Raw genomic sequence first — 20,784 nt, 5'->3', positions numbered from 1 at the left:
ATTGTTAGCGAATTAGTAATTAATAAGTCGTCGGTGGTAACCGATAATCACACGTTGAAACGGAAATGCATGATGTCGCCATCCTGCACCACATATTCTTTTCCTTCCACACCCAGTTTTCCGGCTTCTTTCACAGCTGCTTCCGAGCCGTATTTGATATAATCATCGTATTTGATAACTTCGGCACGGATAAAGCCTTTTTCAAAATCGGTGTGGATCACTCCGGCACATTGAGGAGCTTTCCATCCTTTTTCGTATGTCCAGGCACGTACTTCTTGTACACCGGCAGTGAAATATGTTTCGAGATTCAGGAGTTTATAAGCAGATTTGATAAGACGTGCTACGCCCGATTCTTCCAAGCCTACTTCGGCAAGGAACATTTGACGGTCTTCGTACGTTTCCAGTTCGGCGATGTCCGCTTCTGTTTTGGCTGCGACAATCAGGATTTGAGCATTCTCGTCTTTTACGGCTTCGCGTACCATATCTACGTATTTATTTCCGTTTACTGCGCTTGCTTCATCAACATTGCAAACATACATTACCGGTTTGCTGGTCAATAAGAACAGTTCGTGAGCTATCCTTTGTTCGTCTTTTGTTTCAAAAGTCACTGTACGTGCAGATTTTCCCTGTTCCAGTGCGTCTTTATATTGAACGAGTACATCGTAAGCTAACTTTGCAGCTTTGTCTCCGCCCGTCTGTGCTTGTTTCTGTACTTTCTGGATACGGCTTTCGATGGTTTCCAGGTCTTTCAATTGAAGTTCGTAGTCAATGATTTCTTTGTCGCGGATGGGATTTACGCTTCCGTCTACGTGTGTCACATTGTCGTCATCGAAGCAACGGAGTACGTGGATAATTGCGTCTGTTTCACGGATATTGGCAAGGAACTTGTTTCCTAGTCCTTCACCTTTGCTTGCGCCTTTCACCAGTCCGGCGATATCTACGATTTCTACAGTTGTAGGAACAATTCGTTGGGGGTGCACCAATTCAGCGAGTGCGTTCAGACGTTCGTCAGGAACAGTGATTACACCTACATTGGGTTCAATTGTACAAAAAGGGAAATTTGCCGCCTGTGCTTTCGCATTCGACAAACAGTTGAAAAGTGTCGACTTACCCACGTTCGGTAGTCCTACAATACCACATTGCAATGCCATTTATCTATTTCGTTTTTATTTAGTTATCGATAATCTGACTGCAAAGATAGGCATTTTTAGATTATATACATTGGTTGGAAAACAAATACTTCTTTCTTATATCTATTTAATGAGTGAGGGATGCCGTTTTCAGGCATCCCTATAAATGTAAAGTAAACTTTAGAACGTCATAGGTACGCCTACCATGACACCAAGTGTCTTATCTTCTGCAGGAATTAGCGAGGACATCACATATTGGCTGGAATTGTTGTACAAAGCCGGCCAGCTTTTAATGAAGAATTTGTGTTTTTTAAAGTAACCATCTAAAATAGGTGACAGACATTTGTCGAACTCTTCGTGATTAGGATTGCTTGTATCGAACGGTGTATAATCTCCAAAAGTGATAGAACCATCTGAATTCTTCTGATAGTTGAATGTATAATAGAATCCGTAAGTATCGGCTCCTAATGAACCGTTTTGATATATTTTATAACCAATCTCCACTATACTTCCGTCTGTGTACATGTGTATGGCAACATACACAATATAGAATTGAGTTTGAGTGAATGCAAATAAATTCGAAACAGCAGCTTTATGTTTATCAAAATATTCGGATGACCATTGATTTTGCATATCGTTGTACACTACCATTGTCTGATGAATTGCTCCTGGAGGTGCATTGAATAGAGGAACAATTGGTGTAGTACCTCCTTTAATTTCAAGTATATCATTGCCTACTTGTGTAGTGTATCCGGTGGATGTCTTGTTGAACTGATAAATTTCGTAACCATTAAGGATTAACGGGTTCATCATTACGATATTTCCGTTCAGGTCTATTTTAGAACCTTCTATTTGTAGGGTCGGATTTCCATTGTTAGCGGATAAGAAACCTGTTTTTCTACCATTAGATACAAAATCATACGCTTGTCCTTTATAACTGAAAGTGAAGTATTTTTTTTGATAGATAGGAGCCTGATCCTGATTTTCCATTAAGGCGCCATTTTTGATGGCCTCTCTTTCCTCATTGGTAGCTTTAGTCAGTGTAGCTTCCATTTTGTTTTTTCTTCCTTTTAGGAGAAACTGATCGTTTTTGTAGGATATAATCTCGTATTCGTAGTCTGCTCCTAATCCGGTTCCTGCTTGTCCTGCACCATTCATCAGCTGGTTGGGATCTGCAAAGATAGATAAGAAAGAGTACGTATCAAATGATATAGTTGGTCCTTGTAGTGGCTTGAGTATATAGCTACTTTCAAACGGACTTGCTTTCAAGTCGCGGTAATATTCTACATAATCGAACATCATAGATACTCGATTGTCTGCAGTGAATTGCATCCATAAGGTGTGAATACCTCCTAATTGGGTATTTATTTCTGCAATCCATCCATCGGGAGCTCCTGTGAGTATATCAGTATATTCCTGCATTTTAGTTTGAATCCGTTTATCCGGGTTTTCCATATAAATGTCGGTTTCATTATTGCAAGATGAAAATATACTGCACAATGCTACACAGGTTAGAAGATAATATGTATAAACTATTTTCATAATTATTTATTCTGGAGTGTTTTCATTTACAATTTGATTAATAGCATCTTGTACTAAAGATACTAATCCTTTATTTCCCATTGCGTCGTCATAAAACTGTACGTTCCATACATTTTTAAAGTAATTGATCACAATTTCTTCTTTAGCCAGTAATCTGGTTAAAGCCGTTTGTGCCTGATTGGCAAGGGCTATACGCTGTGCTGTTTCTTCTGCTGTTTCTCCCTCTGAAGGAGGAGACGTTGTTAAACTTTTGAGCAAATTAATTCGATAGTCACGCCATTCTTTTCCATACACCATAATTAATGATGCCACTTCAACGAAATCTTCATCAACTCCCGACATTGCGTATGCGGAATAGAATCCGGCAAGTAATGCGCTTACTTCCGTTTCAGAAGTCCATCCTGTCGGATTATAATCTCCGGCGGATATATCTTTGAAACTGGAATCATACATTTTGGTTTGATGGAGAATATGAGCGAATTCGTGTTCAATGGTATGCATGATAGAACGTATCCAGTCTGCATCACTCGGATTGTAGCTATTACCATCAAATAGTGTAATTTTACGAGCGCCTTCAGCCTGTCCTAATACTTGACTGCCATCTGCATTATATTCCGGGCTACCTACCAAAATGATTTTCTTAGGTGTCATTTCTCTAAGAAATTTATCTCCTGCCAATTGTTTATAAGGCTCAAACCACACTCGTTGAATCATATCCATAGAAGGTTTTACGAAGCGTTCCATAATGGGGACTAGTTGGGCGGTAGTGTTCAGTTCATAACTGTTCCATTTATATTTCACTTCGATATTGTAAGCTTGGGTATAGTTTTCATATAACCATTTATCCAGTTCATTTTTTTGCTCGTCATTTCCACCCAATCCATAAATCTCTTGGTCAAGATTGAGTTTGTCCTCATTACAGGCAGTGAAAATAACAGTACTAATGCAGAATAGTAGCATGAAATATGCTTGTATCCATTTGGCAATGTGATTTGTTGTTTTCATTTTATTCCCATGAATTATTTACGTTATTTCTTGGATTAAGTTTTATTCCCGAAATAGTTGCCATTTCCGGAATTTGTAGTACCCTTCGGTCGTCGTCCGGCATTAAGCTGGACTTGCTGCCGTTAGCCTGGGTATGGGTGACGGGGATATTCCAGCGTACAATATCATACCATCTAAGTCCTTCATTATAAAACTCTATACTTCTGAAATCAAGTATTGCAAGTAGGATACCTTTTTTCAAATCACTCCAAGAGTCTGACTGATTGTACTTATTGATAAAGTGATCAGTATTATTAAGTTTGGTTTTATAGAAATTGAGTATCTTATCCCGTGTGATACATAATTCTTTAGAATCATAATATCTGCTTGATGCCGGGCTTCTCGCTATAACAAAACGTTGGCTGGCATATAAATTTAGATCAGCGATAGCTTTGTCATATTGGTTAAGCATTAGGTAGGCTTCTGCACGGTTTAATAACACTTCTTCCATTCTCAAAACAGGAATATTGGCATACGGCAAAAAGTTGGATGCGTCTAAAGATTCTTGTTTAGTAAATTGGGTAAATTTAGGTATAAAGTAGAAATTGGATGTACCGTAATAGGGAATAGCCCACATGCCATTTGTAACATTATCCGCATTGATTGTCTTGCCAATGTCAGTAGAAGATAAACCATATCTTGAATAGAAGGGTAATTCTCCCCAGGCGATTGAAGACAATGCTTCTGTAATCAATAAATTGGCATTGGTGGAAGAACTGCAGAAATACGAACGCATTTCAATATATCCGCTTGCATCCATGTAAGTTGTTGCAAAAGGATGAAAGTTGTTGCTTACAAACGAAAATGCAGGATCATCCTTTGAGATATATTGTTGCGGGGTGCCATCTTGATTTTTAAGAGGTTCTCCTTTACTATCCGTCAATGTTTCAAATTGTGACGGTATGGAAATGAGTTGATTGGCATATTCAAGTACCTTATCATATTGTTTCATTAATAGATAAAGACGGGTACCAAAGGCGGCAGCTGATTTCTTATTGAAATGATATTTGGGAGCTGTATAAATGCTTCCATCCGTCATAAGAGGATAGCTGTCCTCAAAATCTTGTGTGATTTTTCTATAAGTGTCTGCCACTGTCTCCCGGTCATATTGTTCTACTGGCTGTGTTTCTGGTTTCTCTACATAAGGAATACCCGGATATAACGATGCAGTCGATTCGTCATATTGTTGGGCAAAGAGTGAAGCAAGACAAAAATGTGAGAAGGCTCTGGTCATGAGTGCTTCTCCCTTTTGATTGATTGTGCTTACAGGTGTTCCTAACTCATCGATAGAAACAAGCGCTTGGTTAGATACTGCAATAGCTGCATAGCATCCTGTCCAGAAGTTTTCGAAGGAATCATTTCCATTTTCTATCACGTCTTTCCATAAGAAATTTTCCCCCATAAAGCTGAATAAGGCCCCTGGTTGTGCACCAGAGTAAACGCTTCCGAAGTCGGTTATGTAATCACAACGGGTATTGACAATAGCCGCATAAGAAACTTTAGGATACGCATTTACTAATAATGCGGATACTTTATCCGGAGAATCTATTTGAGTACGTTCGTCGGGCACTTTGTCCAGAAAGTCAGAGCAACTGGTACAAAAGGACATGATTCCAATATATAAGTATATTTTAATTCTCTTCATTGTATAAGGATGATTTAGAAACTGACATCTAATGAAAAAATAACTTGTTTTTGTATCGGTTGGGCTACACCACCGGTATTGACAAATTCAGGGTCTTGTCCATTCAATTTTTTATCAGAGTATAGTAACCATAAGTTTTTGCCGGTTACTCGTAAACGAATATCAGAGAACAACTTCCACGATTTAAAAAGCTTCTGCGGAATGGTATATCCTACAGATAATGATTTAAGACGGATGAAATCTCCTTTCGCTACCCGTATATCTGAATAATTGTATGCTGAATAAGGATAAGTACTGCTCAAATCTGATATCAGATCTTTATCAGCTATTGCAGGGATATTAGTATGTTTCTCATCTCCTCTGAATTCCCATCTGTTAAAGAACTCTTTGGGGGTTGCTTGAGAGTCATTATAACTGCTGTTAAATACAGGATTCAACCGGATTACATTTCCGGCTTGGAAAGTGAAGAAAATATCTAATGAGATACCTTTCCAAGTAAAGGAATTGTTAAATCCTCCTGTATATTTGGGATCTGTCGGTCCTTCGTATTTTAAGTAATCTGTTGAAGTACTTTGGAAATTGATATCACTGGTGATAGTACCATTCTCATCATAGAACATCGGTACACCATTTTCCGGATTCAGACCGGCAAATGGTATAGAGAAAAGCCCGTTCACCGGATACCCGTTTTTGTTTCCTCCTGTGATTCCTACCAACGTGTTGACTTGTGGTTGTTGCATTGAATTCTTGATTTCATTTTTGGAATATCCCATAGTGAAAGAACTTGACCACATGAAATCTTTTGTTACAATAGGTTTTCCTGACAATGTTATATCGAAACCGGAGGCGCTTAAGTCGGCACTGTTGGCCCATTTATATCTTTCTCCTCCAACTCCGGAGACTTTTATTACACTTAACAAGTCGAAACTGTTTCGGATAAAATAGTCAAAAGAAAAGTCGAGTCTTCCTTTAAGGAAAGTGGCATCAAAACCAAAATTAGATTGATAACTCTTTTCCCATGTCAAATCAGAATTACCTAATGTGTAAATTTCAATGCCTGATTCGATGTCCGTACTTGGTCGCGTAGTATTGGAATTTATAAAAATGGGTGTTGCATTTGATAATGGAGGCATACTGGCTGTTAATCCAACGCCGGCACGTAGCGCTAATGCATCCAGCCAGACAAAATCTTTCATAAACGCTTCATTACCTATATTCCATTTCCCACTGATATTCCAGGTAGGCAGCCAGCGGGCTGAACTGGAATTTGCCATTGTGTTGGAGCCGTCATACCGTACTGTTCCGGAAATGGAATATCGTCTGTCATAGGTGTAATCAACATTTGCATAAAAAGCGGCAAAACGATCGTATGTCAAAGCTCTTGAATAATAATCAAAATTTTGCTCGATCATTTGTTTCATTATAAGATAGTTCATACTAACAGTGCCTCCCATGTCATATTGGAATCCGTAGCCGGTGTTGCTGTTCGTTTGTCTATCGGAATATTTGATTTGTTGTCCTAATAATGCGTTGAACTCATGTTTCTCATTCCATATTTTGCTGAAACTAACAGAGTTTCTTATATCATAATTTAATAATAAGTTTTCGGCAGTATTATAGAATCCCCCTTTGGGGAGAACAACAATCGGTTCGGCTGACGGATCACTAGGGTCCTTGTAGAGGTAGGGATTGTTTTCTCGAATGGTAGAATTGCCAGCTGCACGATAAGCATTTGCCATATTAGAATTTTCGTGTATTTCATGCTCTTGCTTTGAACGTACATAGCGGATAGCTCCGGTAAAATTGTATTTTAATCCTTTAAAAATTTGCCAGTTAAATTCGGCTTGGGCTTTTAAATCTATCACATTCAATTTAATATAGTTATTATCGAGTTCTTCTAAAATATTGAATGGGGCAAAGTTGAGTGTATAATATTCCCGTTCTCCATTTGAGTCGTATGCTCGTAATGCACGGCTTGTGTTTAATGCATAATTGAACGGATTTATATCAAAATTACGTGAAGAAATACCGCTTACAACGTCACTGGAACGACTTAATGAACCGGGAGCGTTCTGCATTCTGACAGAACCTACCGTTTGAAAACTAAATCCGATTTTGTCATTTAGCTGGTAGTCATTTCGGAAGTTCATTGTGATTCGATTCACTTTGTCGGCAACAGTCCATCCCGGATCGTTCAAAAAGCCTAATGAAATGTAGGATTTCGACTTTTGTGAACCACTTGATACACTTAATGTATGTTCATTCATTATGGAATTAGTAAATAGCAGATCAAACCAGTCTGTATTAGCTGCTGCGTGTTCCATTAAAAAGTTGTGACGGGCTGCATATGTATTCTCTAAAAGGTATTGTTGCTTTGATTCATCCCATGTGTTGATTCTATTATACATGATTCCATAAATACCGGAAGACTGGTTATTTACAATGTCCGAAGTTAATAAGCCTTTTCGTTCCATTTCTGCATACACAGACATTTGATCGGCTGAATTCATAATATTGAATTCAGAATAACGTGGTTTGGTCCGTACTGTGTAGTTTCCGCTATAATGAATACGTGGTTTTCCTTCTTTTCCTCTTTTAGTCGTAATTACAACTACTCCATTCATGGCTCTGGCTCCATATAATGCTGTTGCGGCAGCATCTTTTAGTACGTCAATTGTTTCGATATCGTTAGTATTGATACCTGCTACGGAGGAGCCTAACAGGGTGGTAGGGTCACCGCTTGCTAGTTGGTCGTTAGATACATTTACCACATCTTCTAATACGATTCCATCTACTACCCACAAAGGTTTGTTTTCTCCATTGATAGACGTGGCACCACGTACACGTATTTTGGGGGCACTACCAAAGGTACTCGATACATTCTGAATAGATACTCCGGCTGCTTTGCCTTCCAGCATACGGCTTATGTCTGTTTCACCGGGCAAATTAATATCATCAGCTTTGATTTTAACGGAAGAGCCGGTAAAGGTTGTTTTTTTAAGATTCTGAAACCCGGTGACTACTACCGCATCCAATAAAACAGAAGATTCTGATAATAATATCGTTACTTTCTTTTGTGTTCCAATGTTAACCTCTTTAGTTTCGTATCCCATAAAACTGACGATAAGAATATCGTTATTATTGACCTTTAAGGTAAAATTACCATTATTGTCCGTAGTTGTTCCGCTCTTGACGTTCTTTATAGTAACACTGGCAAATGGGATAGGCTCCTGGTTAGTAGCATCTAGCACCTTACCGGTAATACTATGTTGTGCACTGGCCTTTGTAAGGCCAATGCACAATATGATAAATAATAGAATAATGTGTTTATTCATGTACCTGTTTTCTTTGGTGATTTATTCTTTTACACAACGTACGCTATAACCTAAGTATCTGCCGTCTGCATTGTTAGGCATGATGGGAAAGAATGGTCCGTCATATTCGTCCACTAATGTTGCAGAGAATATATGATAACTATAGGCATTATTAGGATTGTCCGGATAACTGCCTAGCCAACCATTTTGTGCAGTTTTGTATTCAAACAAACTTCCTCCCGGATATTGACCGGTAATGGCATTTAAATGTCCTCCAAACGGGTAAAATATTTTTATGGAACTATTATTAGGGCAAAGATATATACCATTGTCAACATCTTCTCCGTTTATTTCACCATAAGTGTTCATCTTATAAGGCACTCTCCAGCCTGCCGGACATGGATCGTATAGTGTTTTGGTTTTTTCATCACTCTTTTTGTACCATAGTTCAGTACTACCGCTGCCTTCAATTAACCAATCTTTATAAGTAAAATGGTCTGCATCTCCCAAGAAATAGGTATCCGGGTTTTTCACAGCTGTTTCTTTAGATACGGGACCTTTTGCTGTTTTGATATGAATGGAGTAAACGTCTCCCCCTAAAGAGCTGGTTCCTAACTTAGTGATTTGGCTCCAATCAGTCATTATCGGATCCTTTCGACCGCATTGATAATACATACCGATCGTTTTCGCACCGTCAGTTGGTGTTGCACTTAGTGCGCCTAAGTTACGATCCATCATTGCCTGTGTGGATCCATCTTTCGTTTGATTGTTATCAACTCCCCCAAAACGGTAGATAGCTCCTCCTGTAACATCTGCTTTTCCTGGGTTTTGAGAAATTGCAGGAATTATTCCATTAATATCTCCTCCCGGATTATAATCTGTAATCCAAATGTGCCAGCTCCATAATGGTTTAGCGTCTTGAGCAGGTTCTCCTGCTGTTGCGTCGTAAATACCTATTAATACATTACCTTCGTTTCCTGTAGGTTTGATTCCTATATAATCATTGGCGGAGCTTCCTTGTTGGGTGGTGAATTTCAGTAATTCCTTGGAACTATCTTTTGTTATGATACGGGCAATCCATTTAGTTACTTTTCCTTGGTTGTTTCCGTCATTCAACATATGATCTGTTTTGAAGCCGCCTTCTTCTGTTCCCCAAAATGCATTTACTCGTTTCACAGGAACCAGTAGCTCATGTTCTGAATTTGGATTCAGTATATAGCAGTTAGCTTCAGCTGCAATGCCTTCTAATGGAATCTTTTCAATAGTGATGCGTTTATCACTGGCATCTGCCAGATCAAGATTAATATTGTAATTATATGCATTATTTCTTGTTACATTGAAATCTTTTTCATTTTTCCCAATGAACATTTTGAAAGTTGCTATTTCTTTATTGCCTTCACTCATTCTTTCACCAACAATTTCAATGAAAGTCGCTAGTTTATCTGTTACCTTGTCTTTGTCTGTTGTGATACTAGAATTTGTTCCCATCAGGTTCTCAGCTATGTAATGGGTATAATTTTCTTCACCGATAGTACATGGGATTTCACTATAGTCTGCAATATTACTTTGAGATATTGTTCCCTTACTAAAGTAATACATTTTATATATATTCTTTAATGCTATGGAAGTTAACTGGAAATCAGAAGAGGTATTATTGATAGTGAATTTTACTTCAGCTGCAATTCGTTCTAATGTGATAGCATCTAATGTCTGATTTTCTTTGGTAATAGAAACTACTTGCTCTCCTACTAGCGGAATTGCGTTAGATGAATTGACTGGTAATGTATGAATAGTATTCTTTAGTGCTTCATAGTTTTGTTTTCCTAATTGGAAAACAATGCTTTTATCTACATTAGCAATTACTACCAGTTTCATATTAGCCCCTGCTACTAATTCTACTGTTTCTGCAGAGTTGATACTGAATCGTAGTTCTTTTATAACTGCAACATTTTTACCTTGTTGATCGAATTCTAATAACCAAAAGTTTTCAATAGAAGTTCTGTTATCATTTATATTGGTTCCCATTGCGTTGATAGGAGCAATATTTAATGATACATTTACATTTGTTTTTTCTCCTTCCGGAATAATAGAGGTGTTTTCGTCGTCTTTTGAACAAGAACTGAAAATTGCGCTTATGATAAGATATGCGCTAAGCCAAATTAGGTTCTTCATAATTCTAGTTTTAAATAATTAATATTGATTTTTTTGCTATATCACATTTTATATTATATATTAATAGTTTAATCAAGATGTTATTATAGAATCTGATTTTGCTTACGTTTGATATTGCAAAGTTATGGAATATGATTTATGAATACAAAAAAAGCATTGGACAATAGATATTATATAAATCGCTAATAATTAATGTGTTAATGTAAATAGGTATAGATTACCATTGGACAAATGGCAATTAAATCCTTTTATTATGAATAGATGTTAATGTAAGGAGGGATATTTCAGAATCTTTGAATAAAATCATCTAAAGAGATGTTTTTATCTGTAATGTTTAGTTTTTCTTGTTTGATTCTAAGTTTTCTTTTGCTAATTGCAGCTTTACTTCTGCAGTAGATATTGGCAAGGGTATTTAAATCTAATTGTATTTTTATTAAACAGCAGAACTGAATTTCATTTTTGTCGAGTAGTGGATATTCTTTCTTTAGTCTTACTGTAAATTGATCAAAAGTAGCATTAATATCTTTTTCCAGATTAGCAAAATCCTCATTAGAAAGTTTGATAACGAGATCGTTTGCTTTATTATTTAGAGATGGAATGTTGATAGCCACTAATCTGCGTAAAAAGTCTGCTTGTAGTGAAGATAGTTTTTCTTCTTTTTGAAGATTTTCTATAGCTTGCTGTTGTAGTTTATCTTTGGCTTGAGATATTTCTCTTTCTTGTTTTCGTATACGTTCACTCTTCTTTTTGTAGGTTATGAAGTAGCATAATCCTGTAATTAGTAACGCGAAAGCTGCAATTGCACTTATTTTATATACAAGAGAACTAATTTCTTCCATCTTTTTAGATAGTTCTTTGTTGTTTTTCTGCAGTTTTTCGTTTTGAAATAGATTCTGCATTTTAATAATTGCCACGCTTTGGTTTTGATCTTCTATTGAATCTCTTAATAGTTCATAGGTTTTGATAAATTCTAACGCTTTAAGAATGTTCCCTTTTTTTTCATAAATTTCTCCCAGATAGCTATAACTGAGTGCTTTTGCATATATATATTGGTTTTTACTACTTAGGGTAAAATAATGGATAGCAGAATCATATTGTTGTATATCTTGAAAGATTACTCCTTTGATAATGTAATTGTTATATCGGTCAATTGAATCCTTTTCACATGCAATGGCCTCATTGCAGATTTTTAGTGCGGAAATATAATCTTTTTTATTTATATATGCATAACATATATCGTTTAAAGCAGAAGAGGTGGCTTTGGGATGTACTTTTTGAGCAATAGGGAATGCCTTTTCGAAAAAATAAAGTGCGCTATCGATTTGCTCTTTGGTAGAATAAGCATGTCCCAGATCTGCCAATGCATAATAAATAGACAGACTATCTTTAGAAATCTGTGCATAATTATATCCTCTCCATGCCTCTGTTAACTTATAATCAAATAATCCTTGTTTAGAGTAGATGTCGCACAAGTCATGGGAAATTTTGAATGCTAGATTGTAGTCATTTGCTTTCTCCGCGAAATCTCTTGCTTTTAATAAGTATTGAGCAGCTTCTTCTATGTTTCTTATTTCTTTACTGATAAGTGCAGTATAAAAATATGTTCTTGCTGTTAGTATCGGGTCGGATGTGTCTTTGGAAAAATAATCAAAAGCTTTAAAAACAAATGAGTCCGGAACTAAGCTTTGAGCATTGTTATATTTTGCTTGAGCTACTAATAGGCACCATTTTGCATAATCCTTTGGGGACATATTTTCAGGATGCTGGATAGCTTTCAAATATGTCAGGGAACTATCAGGATAAAAATTTATTAGTTGGTCAGCCTTTGATAGATTGGGATGCGGATTACAAGAAGTAAATATACTAATTACTCCCATAATAATTGTGATAAGTGTATCTTTCCTCATTCCCATTTATCAAGACTTAACAGACCTTACAAAAGTATGAGTAAAAATATAATTCTACAAGACTTTAAAGTGAATTTTATCTTGCAGCAGAAAGTAGGGCAGCTTTTACTAGTTATTTAGTATTTTGCCTGATATTTCTTATAAAAAATCAGGAATAAAGTAAATCCGATCAGGGCGAATGGTACACCCGCCAGGGACGGATAACGGTAGCCACCATTAACAGCCAGTCCGCCTGCATAAGCACCGATGGCATTTCCGAGATTGAATGCAACCTGCACGCAGGCTGCTCCCAGCATTTCTCCTCCCTTTGATACGCGGATAATTAATATCTGCTCCGGACTGGATACAGCGAACAGTCCTGCCGTACAAAGGCACATCAACAGGGCTGCTGCCCATTTATAGGGAGAAAGGAAGAAGATGAGCAATAACATAATACAGATAAGTGCTTGAGCGGCAGTTCCTACTTTTCCGGGGGTGTAGCGGTCGGAGAGACGTCCGCTAATCAGGTTTCCCACTACCATACCGAAGCCGGCAAGGATCATTAAAGGCGTAATGCTTTCCGCGGAGAAGCCGGACACATTGGTAAGCATCGGATTGATGTAGCTATACCAGCAGAATACACCGCCATTACCTAATGCCGTAGCACCGAGAATCAGCCACGGAGCCGGAGTTTTAAGAAAGCGGAATTGTCCTTTAAAGCCGGTATCCTTCAGACCCTCTACATGAGGAACCCATCGCCAGATATAATATAGGATAACAATTCCCCAGATACCGACCAGCAGGAAAGTGGCACGCCAGGAAAGCATGGTACTTAAGGAAGTGCCCAAAGGTACACCAAACAGATTGGCAATGGTCATTCCTGCAATCATGATGGAGACGGCTTCCGAACCTTTACCCTTGTCGGCCAGTTTCTCTGCAACAATAGAGCCTACTCCGAAGTATGCACCATGAGGCAAGCCGGAGATAAAACGGGCAGCGAGCAACACCCAGTAATTGGGAGCCATAGCCGCACAGATATTACCTATCATAATTAAGGTAACTAATACTAACAGAATATGTTTTAGCGGATATTTGCGAGCCAATGTTAATACAGGTGCACCGACACAGACGCCTAATGCATAAGCAGAAATGAAATGCCCTGCGGTCGGAATACTAATACCTAAATCTTTTGCCACATCGGGCAAAATTCCCATCATTACAAATTCGGCAATACCTAATCCTAGTGTGCCGAACGCCAATGCAATAAGACTCTTCTTCATACAAAACTTAACCTTAATACCTATTACCTTTTTACCTTACTATTATTTGCCGTTTATTTGTTTTGGCTGCAAAGGTAAAACAAAATCTTTCAGGGTGAGTTCGATGAGATGGATTTTGATTTAAATCAATTTAGACAATGTTGGTGTAAACTGATGACGAGGGATTTATGTAGTATATGTAAATTGTACCCATTTACTTTCTTTCCAATTCTTGCAAATATTTGAAGAATTTGCAAGAATTGGAAAGATTATGTGATAGACTTAACTGTTTTATCAAAAAGTTCTCCTTTTACATATCCTTTCTTTACTTTATTAAGTGATATTTCATCAACCAGTTTTCTTTCCACAAGACCGTCAATATCATTTTTGGCGGTAGTATGAGTAATAGAAAACCTATTTTGTAGCTCTTTCACGGTGAATAATATTTTAGGATTATCATTAATAAGCCTAAGAATATCTGCTTGCCGTTCGTTGATATTATTTAATTTATAGAATACAGAAGCCTGATGTTTTTGATCTAATTTACGTTTGATATAAGTTTGTAGTTCTTTAAAAGCAAGCTCTAGCACTCTTAGGTTGTAAGCTATAAAGTATCCCATGTCTTTTTCATCAGCTTCTGTGTATAAATAAGCATTTTCATAGGACTTTTTTGATTTGGCGATTACTCTTGAGATAGATAAATATTCAGTTAACCAATAACCACTTTTTAGCATATACCAATAGAATAAAGCTCTTGCTGTACGTCCGTTCCCATCTACAAACGGATGCATATAAGCAATCATAAAATGGATGATAATGCCTCTGATTATTGGGTGAATAAATACTTTAGAATCACTTTCATTGAAGAATATGCATAAATCTTCAATAAATGAGGGGATATCTTTGTATGAGGGGGGAGTATGTACTACTTCATGCGTAATAGCATCTTCCACTACTACTTCGTCATTCGTTCTGTATGCTCCTGCATCTGCTGGATTTTCTAACGTTTTTTCAGTCATTAAGACATGAATCTGCTGTAATAGTTCGGATGATAGTGGGGTATGTATATTTTGGGTTATAAAACGTATTGTTTGATAATTATTGAATATCATTTGTTGAGATTTGTCCTGTGGAGAAAGGCTTTTTCTTAGCATCTCCTTAGCTACTTTTCTGGTAGTTGCCGCTCCCTCCATTTGGCTGGAGGAGATTGCTTCTTCCATTAATGAGCTAATTAGATACTGTTCTTTGTTTTCTGCCGGAATGATTGAATTACTTCCCCAAGAGCCGCCAAAGTTCATATCAAACTCGTGACACATCCGCTGCATGGCGTTGGTTATACTGATAGATATGCCATATTTTTTCCATACAATAATTCGTTTTGCTCTCCGTGATGCTTTTATATAGCACCATAATTCTTTACTCGACATGCCTTCAGGAGCCTTTTGGTATTTTACATCAGACCAATAACTATATTTATCATTGTTTTTTTCTATGATTGCCTTGAGTTTTTCAAGCGGATCAGTGAGAAGAACCTTTAAATATTCTTCCTGACTTATTTGAGGAGGGAATTCAATCATAATACCATCTGTTTATATTATATTTGGTCTACAAATATAATTCTTTTCTTGCTAATTCTTGCAAATATTTGAAGAATTAGCAAGAATTAGCAAGAAAAGAATGTGATATTGAGAAATGTGTACTTGCTAAGTAATATCATTAATAGACTTATTGTTTCCTTATCCATTCAATGATATCTTTCAAGACTTCCGGATTGATTGTTTCTTCCAACTGCCCGTATTCAGCCAATGTTCCTTTTTCGCAAGTCTGAAACAGATGATTTAAGTTCGGATAGGCTTTGACTGTTACATTTTTGTTTCCATTTCCAGTGATTCTTTCCTGGATGGCAGTCAGGTTCATGGCGGCATCCACCTGGATATCCTTTTCTCCGTTCAGAGCCAGAACCGGACATTTTAGTTTCTTCAAATCCTGGGCCGGGTCATATCTCATAAAATGAAGATACCACGGAGAAGTCATCGAACTGATTTGTGCGGATAGTTGCTGGATGGTATTCAGGTCTTTCAATTGTTCGGGCGACATTGTTTTTGTAACGTCTGCATACAGTTCTTTCTGCAACTCCTCGGGAGTTTTGTCTGTTTGTTGCAGTATGGCATATCTGTTTCGTATTGAAGGCTTCATCCCTTGCCAGACGGCATCCGGCATTCCTTGGGATTTAGAGATTAACTCTACCTGCTTCAGCATCAGACTGTCGCCTTTCACACCGGCTCCTGCCAATGAAACGACAAATGCAATGGATGGGTCCTTTTGGGCAACGATGAATGCAATGATTCCGCCTGCGCTATGTCCGATAATTCCGATCTTCTTTGCATTTATTTCTTTTCTGCTGCGCAGATAATTCACCATTGCTTCCGTATCTGTGGCAAAATCTTCATTGGTAGCTGTTGCGTGAGTACCTTGTGAAGCGGCAGTGCCCCTGTCATCACACCTAAGTACAGCAATTCCGTTCCGGGTCAGATAATCGGCGATGACAAAGAAAGGTTTGTGTCCCATGATTTCCTCATCCCGGTTCTGCGCACCGCTTCCCGTCACCATTACCACTGCCGGAAATTTAGTTCCTTTTTCGGGAAGAGTCAATGTTCCGGCAAGGTTAATTCCATCCCGTTCATTCCTCACGGTGACTTCTTCACTTCTGTAAGGGAAAGGCGGTTGAGGCTCCTGCGGACGTTTGGGGCGGCTGGCTTCTCCCTTTTTCAAATTCAACGGAAGGGGCATCCCTTGCGTAAATGTTCCGTTGATTGTGTTATCACTGTTCAGCTTTCCTTTGTACGAAGCATGAATCATAGGTATCTGGATAATTAAAGTAGAATCATTGAAAGAAGTGGTCTGTGTCTTGATACCGTTGGCTTCCTGGTCGGGACTGTCCAGTGTGGTCACATAAGCGCCTTGTTCCGTTTGACTGATGTGGAATACAATAGTCAGCGAACCGGTGGGAAGGGAAAGTTTTCCATGCCAAGTTCCCGAAATATCTTGGGCGGATAAGGAAGAGGATAAAGCCAGCCCTGCCAGTAATAAGACGAGAGTTCTCATTTTTGTTTTAAATACTGCTGTTTTCATTTTATAGTGATGATGATTAGGGAATTAGAGTTCAGTTTTTACGTAATATTCGAAATACTTACATTCGTACACGGCCTCCTTGAAGAACTGTGTATCGCTATATGATTTTTTTAATTGACGGAAATAGCTGTCCACTTTCTTCTCGTCATCCGACCTGCTGAAATCAGGATTAAGGATATTGTTCCAGTTACTCCACCAGTTTTGGGCATAAAGATCCATTGTACAGGAAGAGGCCATGAACAGTGCGCGTGCTTTATATTCGCGGTCGGTGAAGTAGGTGGCAGCTTGTTCATACAGGGCGAGGGCGTTCTCCATATTATCGACTACCATATATTCCTGGGTGAAGTCTCTGTAATTATACTCTTTGCTGTAATCAGGAATGGAGTTTGGGCCTGTTGTGCCGTATGAGACGTATGCAGACCAATAGTAGGAGTTGTCTGTGAAGTATGTAGGAATATTTCTGTAATAACCGGTAGGAGATATGTTATAATAATAGTTGGCCAGCATATAGGCAGCCCGTGCGCCTTTTTCCGTCATCATCTGGCTTTCCTTTTCCAGTTGCATCAGGGCGGCGGTCAATGTAGCCTTATTGTGTTCTTTGTTCAGATAGGGATACTGTTCGTACATCACGTCCGTTAGTTGCGAAGCGGCAGGAACGCTGAATAGTCTTTTGAATCCATTGCTGAATATCAACGGGGAGATTTCCGAATAGCCGTTGAAGTCATCCGAGGAGATACCCGTAGGGATATATTTCTCTGTTTCATAATCGTATTTATAGTGAGTGAGGCTATAGGATTCCGGAACTTTGGCAAACCATTTGGCTGCTTCTGCAAAGTTATTCATGCGTAGGTAATAAGTTCCTTTCAGTTCGTAAAGCTGGGTCAATAGCGTCTGGTCATTCTCTTTCCCGGCATTTGCCAGAAGCGAATTGATAATATCCGGGTCCGGATTCTGCCGCAGGTTCTCTATGCGGTTGTGGGTAAGGAATGCTTTGCCGTAGTCTTTCTGCATTTTATAAAGATGACCGACAATTTCGTTGATAAAGTCCTCATCGGCATGGCTTGTTTGCAGGTATTGCCGGATGTTTTTTTCTTCATCTTCACCGATAAACTTCAGTTGTGCCAGGTAAAGACTGAATTGGGTACGGCTTTTTTGTTTCAGCAATTCGGGCTTCGTGGTTTGGACGGAGTCGATGAATGTGGCTGCCTGCCGGTAATCTTTGCAGAGGAAAGAGATATGTGCATGGTAGAGAGCCCAAAAGTCTTTGTCGCCCACTTTGGGGTGATTCATTACCGCTTTGATTATCTGCTGTGCACGCTCATATTCTGCAAGTACTTTTCCGGAAGGTTGCATGAATGAACTAGTGTCGTCGGTGGCATCCGAATGACTGTAGCGCGTCAGAATATCCCTTTCCATCTTGTTGATATACCGGATGGCGAGCAGCTTGATATAGGGTGATTCAGGATATATATTCAGGATGTTTTCCACTTCTTCCAGTTCATTGGAGAACGTATTATAACCCCGGAGTGCATACATGGCTGCTTTCTCCCGATTGTCTTTACACCAGGACATTGCTTCGTTCCAGTCTATTTCGTTTTGTATTTTGAAGCTGGTGTAGGCTGTTTTCTTCCTGTTATCCGAATGGTCGAACACACGGGAGTAGAGGTAGTTGGCATTTGCCAGTTTACCTATGTTATAGAGGGCACCGGCTGTCTGTTCGAGGGCGGCGTAGTAGATGTAATGTTCCTGTTTGAGAGGTTTCACGTATAGGTTGTACATTCGGATAGCTTCGTTGTTCTTATTTCGCATATAGTGTGCCAGGCGTACGAGTTGGTAGCCGTACCTTAATTTCAGTTCATCGTATGGGCAGTTCCGGTAGAGTTCCAGTCCTTTGTCTTTGTAGTGGGTGTATGTTTCTTCAGAGGGGGAGGAGGTGCGTTTCATTTCCCACCAGTCGCCGTTATTCGATAGTTGGGCGTATGGCTCCAGTTCTTTCGCATATTGCAGGTAGATAAGGGTATGCTTTCCTGCATCTGTCTTGTTCAGGGCGGTGACGTATGGGGAAGAAGGTTGCTTCAACGACTGGTAGGAAGCGGTGTAAAGCAATGCTTTGAACTGCTCTTCATTCATGTCCTGAAGGGTTTTGTTCTTCTTGAAGAATGTCATCCATGCGTTTATATTTTCGTCGGGCTGCTGTTGTTTCCCGTCCGGGTTCATGTCTTCTCCGTAGAATGCATCATCCGTTGTCAGGAGGAAAGGTTGCAGGCCTTTGTTCTCGAGAAGAAGCTGGTCGAAAAGGTTATAGTAGTTCATATAATCGTAAAAATCGCCTCCGCATCCGTTGACGTAGGAGTGGAAGGGGAGTACGGTTATGGCAAGTGTGGCGATAAAGCGTTTCAGATGTTTCATGAGAAAGTGTTTATGATGTTGATTAATTGTTCGGTAGAATATTGCTTGATAATCTCTTTGTCCAGGTGGTAGAAAATGATTTCCCTGTTTTCCTTTCGTAGTTTTTTGCGCAGGAGTTTGGCCGCTTCGAGCAGTGTTTCCGGGCTGACTTCTTCTACTTTAAGTTCGTAGTCTTTATTCACCCATACTCCGTTTATATAGTGCGATTGGAGTATGCAGTAAATACCGTCTTTCGTTGGTTGGTAATAGTCGGGACGTGCGTCGATGGTAGCTTTGCGGACTCCGTTTATCAGTTTAATCTGTCCGAACGGATTTCTCACGATTCCCCAACTGTAGAGCGGCAGTGCGATGTCCAGATGCAGCGGATAGGAACCGATCTTTTCGATGTATGAAGCAGCGTCTTTATTGTTTAATATGGTATTTTTATTCTCGAAATCCGTAGGTTCGGATGAAGCGTAATACATCAGTGTTCCCTTATCGACGGGAGGTATTCCGGTTTTGTCTTTGAATTTGATCTGATGGAGGCGGATGGTGCAGCTTATCGGGACTCCTTTCCTTAGCTTACGGATGTGGTTCAGGAAGTTGAAATAGTTTTCTTTTGTCTTTTCCGTCCAGTCGCAGTCGAACTGATATTCGGTCGGGAGCTTGTTGAAATGCAAACGGTATAAGGTGTCTATCCGGTCGGCACAGTTGCGGGCAAGCTTCTCTATATCAGCGGCAGTACATTGCCGGATTGCCTTGTTGGTGATAAATATAACGGGGACTACCTCTTGCCGAAAACCGGGACTACCCAAAGAAAACGAAGGCGAATAGTCTGCCGTAGGGAATACCCCGTTTCCTTTGTTGTCTACATCGAACATGCGGGTATATATCTTTTTGGCTCCGAGTGTATTCAGGTAGGCAGTATCCGCATCTTGTACGCTTAATTTGCTTTTCCATATATAAAATGCGGGAGTATTGGTATGTTCATTGGTGCATCCGGACAGGCAGATGAGTAAAATAGCCAGTTGTAGTAGTCGAGTCTGCATATATTATCGGGTATCTTGGCTCATTAAATTGTATTCCGCAAGAGAGGCAACCAAGATATTGCGAACAAAGTTATGAAAAAAAATGCTTTTGCAATCGAAATGTGGAAGTAATTTGTCTACTGTTTGTAAACTCACATAAGGCTCTTGATTGATATATATGCTACATCCGATTCATAAGAATAGTTGCAGGATGGACATTTCTCCCCATTATTAAACATTTGTT

12 protein-coding genes are annotated in these 20,784 nt (G+C 39.0%); all 12 read right to left on the bottom strand.

The window, feature by feature from the left end:
* Positions 1-47: 47 nt before the first annotated feature.
* Positions 48-1,151 carry a redox-regulated ATPase YchF gene (gene ychF, locus HMPREF9009_RS03285; protein ID WP_049701428.1) on the bottom strand — a complete coding sequence of 368 codons (1,104 nt, stop codon included), beginning with the start codon at positions 1,149-1,151 and terminating at the stop codon, positions 48-50.
* Positions 1,152-1,310: 159 nt separating this feature from the next.
* Positions 1,311-2,672: a DUF4302 domain-containing protein gene (locus HMPREF9009_RS03280; protein WP_004324099.1), complete on the bottom strand. Its 1,362-nt coding sequence runs from the start codon at positions 2,670-2,672 to the stop codon at positions 1,311-1,313.
* Between the two features lie 6 nt (positions 2,673-2,678).
* Positions 2,679-3,677 (bottom strand): putative zinc-binding metallopeptidase, encoded by a 999-nt coding sequence (locus tag HMPREF9009_RS03275; protein ID WP_004317346.1) that lies wholly within the window; start codon positions 3,675-3,677, stop codon positions 2,679-2,681.
* A gap of 1 nt (position 3,678) precedes the next feature.
* A complete protein-coding gene (locus HMPREF9009_RS03270) occupies positions 3,679-5,361 on the bottom strand; it encodes a RagB/SusD family nutrient uptake outer membrane protein (protein WP_049701427.1) in 1,683 nt (560 codons plus the stop codon).
* A gap of 14 nt (positions 5,362-5,375) precedes the next feature.
* Entirely contained in the window at positions 5,376-8,696 is a 3,321-nt protein-coding gene (locus tag HMPREF9009_RS03265) for a SusC/RagA family TonB-linked outer membrane protein (protein WP_049701426.1), read from the bottom strand.
* A gap of 21 nt (positions 8,697-8,717) precedes the next feature.
* Positions 8,718-10,847 (bottom strand): DUF4906 domain-containing protein, encoded by a 2,130-nt coding sequence (locus tag HMPREF9009_RS03260; protein ID WP_049701425.1) that lies wholly within the window; start codon positions 10,845-10,847, stop codon positions 8,718-8,720.
* Positions 10,848-11,131: 284 nt separating this feature from the next.
* On the bottom strand, positions 11,132-12,760 hold the full coding sequence (locus tag HMPREF9009_RS03255) for a hypothetical protein (RefSeq protein ID WP_004298660.1): 1,629 nt from the start codon (positions 12,758-12,760) through the stop codon (positions 11,132-11,134).
* Between the two features lie 110 nt (positions 12,761-12,870).
* The gene (gene araJ, locus HMPREF9009_RS03250; RefSeq protein ID WP_049701424.1) at positions 12,871-14,013 is read right to left on the bottom strand and encodes an MFS transporter AraJ; all 1,143 of its coding nucleotides are present in this window, start codon (positions 14,011-14,013) and stop codon (positions 12,871-12,873) included.
* A 248-nt stretch (positions 14,014-14,261) separates the two neighbouring features.
* Positions 14,262-15,569, bottom strand: a complete 1,308-nt coding sequence (locus tag HMPREF9009_RS03245) for a Fic family protein (RefSeq protein WP_049701423.1) — start codon at positions 15,567-15,569, stop codon at positions 14,262-14,264.
* Positions 15,570-15,717: 148 nt separating this feature from the next.
* Positions 15,718-17,124 (bottom strand): alpha/beta hydrolase family protein, encoded by a 1,407-nt coding sequence (locus HMPREF9009_RS03240; RefSeq protein WP_049701422.1) that lies wholly within the window; start codon positions 17,122-17,124, stop codon positions 15,718-15,720.
* A gap of 24 nt (positions 17,125-17,148) precedes the next feature.
* Positions 17,149-19,533: a hypothetical protein gene (locus tag HMPREF9009_RS03235; RefSeq protein WP_049701421.1), complete on the bottom strand. Its 2,385-nt coding sequence runs from the start codon at positions 19,531-19,533 to the stop codon at positions 17,149-17,151.
* A complete protein-coding gene (locus tag HMPREF9009_RS03230; protein ID WP_151921865.1) occupies positions 19,530-20,561 on the bottom strand; it encodes a hypothetical protein in 1,032 nt (343 codons plus the stop codon). The genes HMPREF9009_RS03235 and HMPREF9009_RS03230 overlap by 4 nt, the downstream gene beginning before the upstream one ends.
* Positions 20,562-20,784: the final 223 nt, after the last annotated feature.

It is taken from the genome of Bacteroides sp. 3_1_13 (genome assembly GCF_001185845.1).
Lineage (GTDB): Bacteria > Bacteroidota > Bacteroidia > Bacteroidales > Bacteroidaceae > Bacteroides > Bacteroides xylanisolvens.
Note: the sequence above shows the minus strand (reverse complement) of the source record. Positions and strands in the feature narration are given on the sequence as shown.

Coding starts and splice junctions, on each gene's coding strand:
- HMPREF9009_RS03280 (WP_004324099.1), bottom strand. CDS start 2,672: ATGAAAATAGTTTATACATATTATCTTCTAACCTGTGTAGCATTGTGC.
- HMPREF9009_RS03235 (WP_049701421.1), bottom strand. CDS start 19,533: ATGAAACATCTGAAACGCTTTATCGCCACACTTGCCATAACCGTACTC.
- HMPREF9009_RS03275 (WP_004317346.1), bottom strand. CDS start 3,677: ATGAAAACAACAAATCACATTGCCAAATGGATACAAGCATATTTCATG.
- HMPREF9009_RS03255 (WP_004298660.1), bottom strand. CDS start 12,760: ATGGGAATGAGGAAAGATACACTTATCACAATTATTATGGGAGTAATT.
- HMPREF9009_RS03230 (WP_151921865.1), bottom strand. CDS start 20,561: ATGCAGACTCGACTACTACAACTGGCTATTTTACTCATCTGCCTGTCC.
- HMPREF9009_RS03270 (WP_049701427.1), bottom strand. CDS start 5,361: ATGAAGAGAATTAAAATATACTTATATATTGGAATCATGTCCTTTTGT.
- HMPREF9009_RS03245 (WP_049701423.1), bottom strand. CDS start 15,569: ATGATTGAATTCCCTCCTCAAATAAGTCAGGAAGAATATTTAAAGGTT.
- HMPREF9009_RS03260 (WP_049701425.1), bottom strand. CDS start 10,847: ATGAAGAACCTAATTTGGCTTAGCGCATATCTTATCATAAGCGCAATT.
- ychF (WP_049701428.1), bottom strand. CDS start 1,151: ATGGCATTGCAATGTGGTATTGTAGGACTACCGAACGTGGGTAAGTCG.
- HMPREF9009_RS03240 (WP_049701422.1), bottom strand. CDS start 17,124: ATGAAAACAGCAGTATTTAAAACAAAAATGAGAACTCTCGTCTTATTA.
- araJ (WP_049701424.1), bottom strand. CDS start 14,013: ATGAAGAAGAGTCTTATTGCATTGGCGTTCGGCACACTAGGATTAGGT.
- HMPREF9009_RS03265 (WP_049701426.1), bottom strand. CDS start 8,696: ATGAATAAACACATTATTCTATTATTTATCATATTGTGCATTGGCCTT.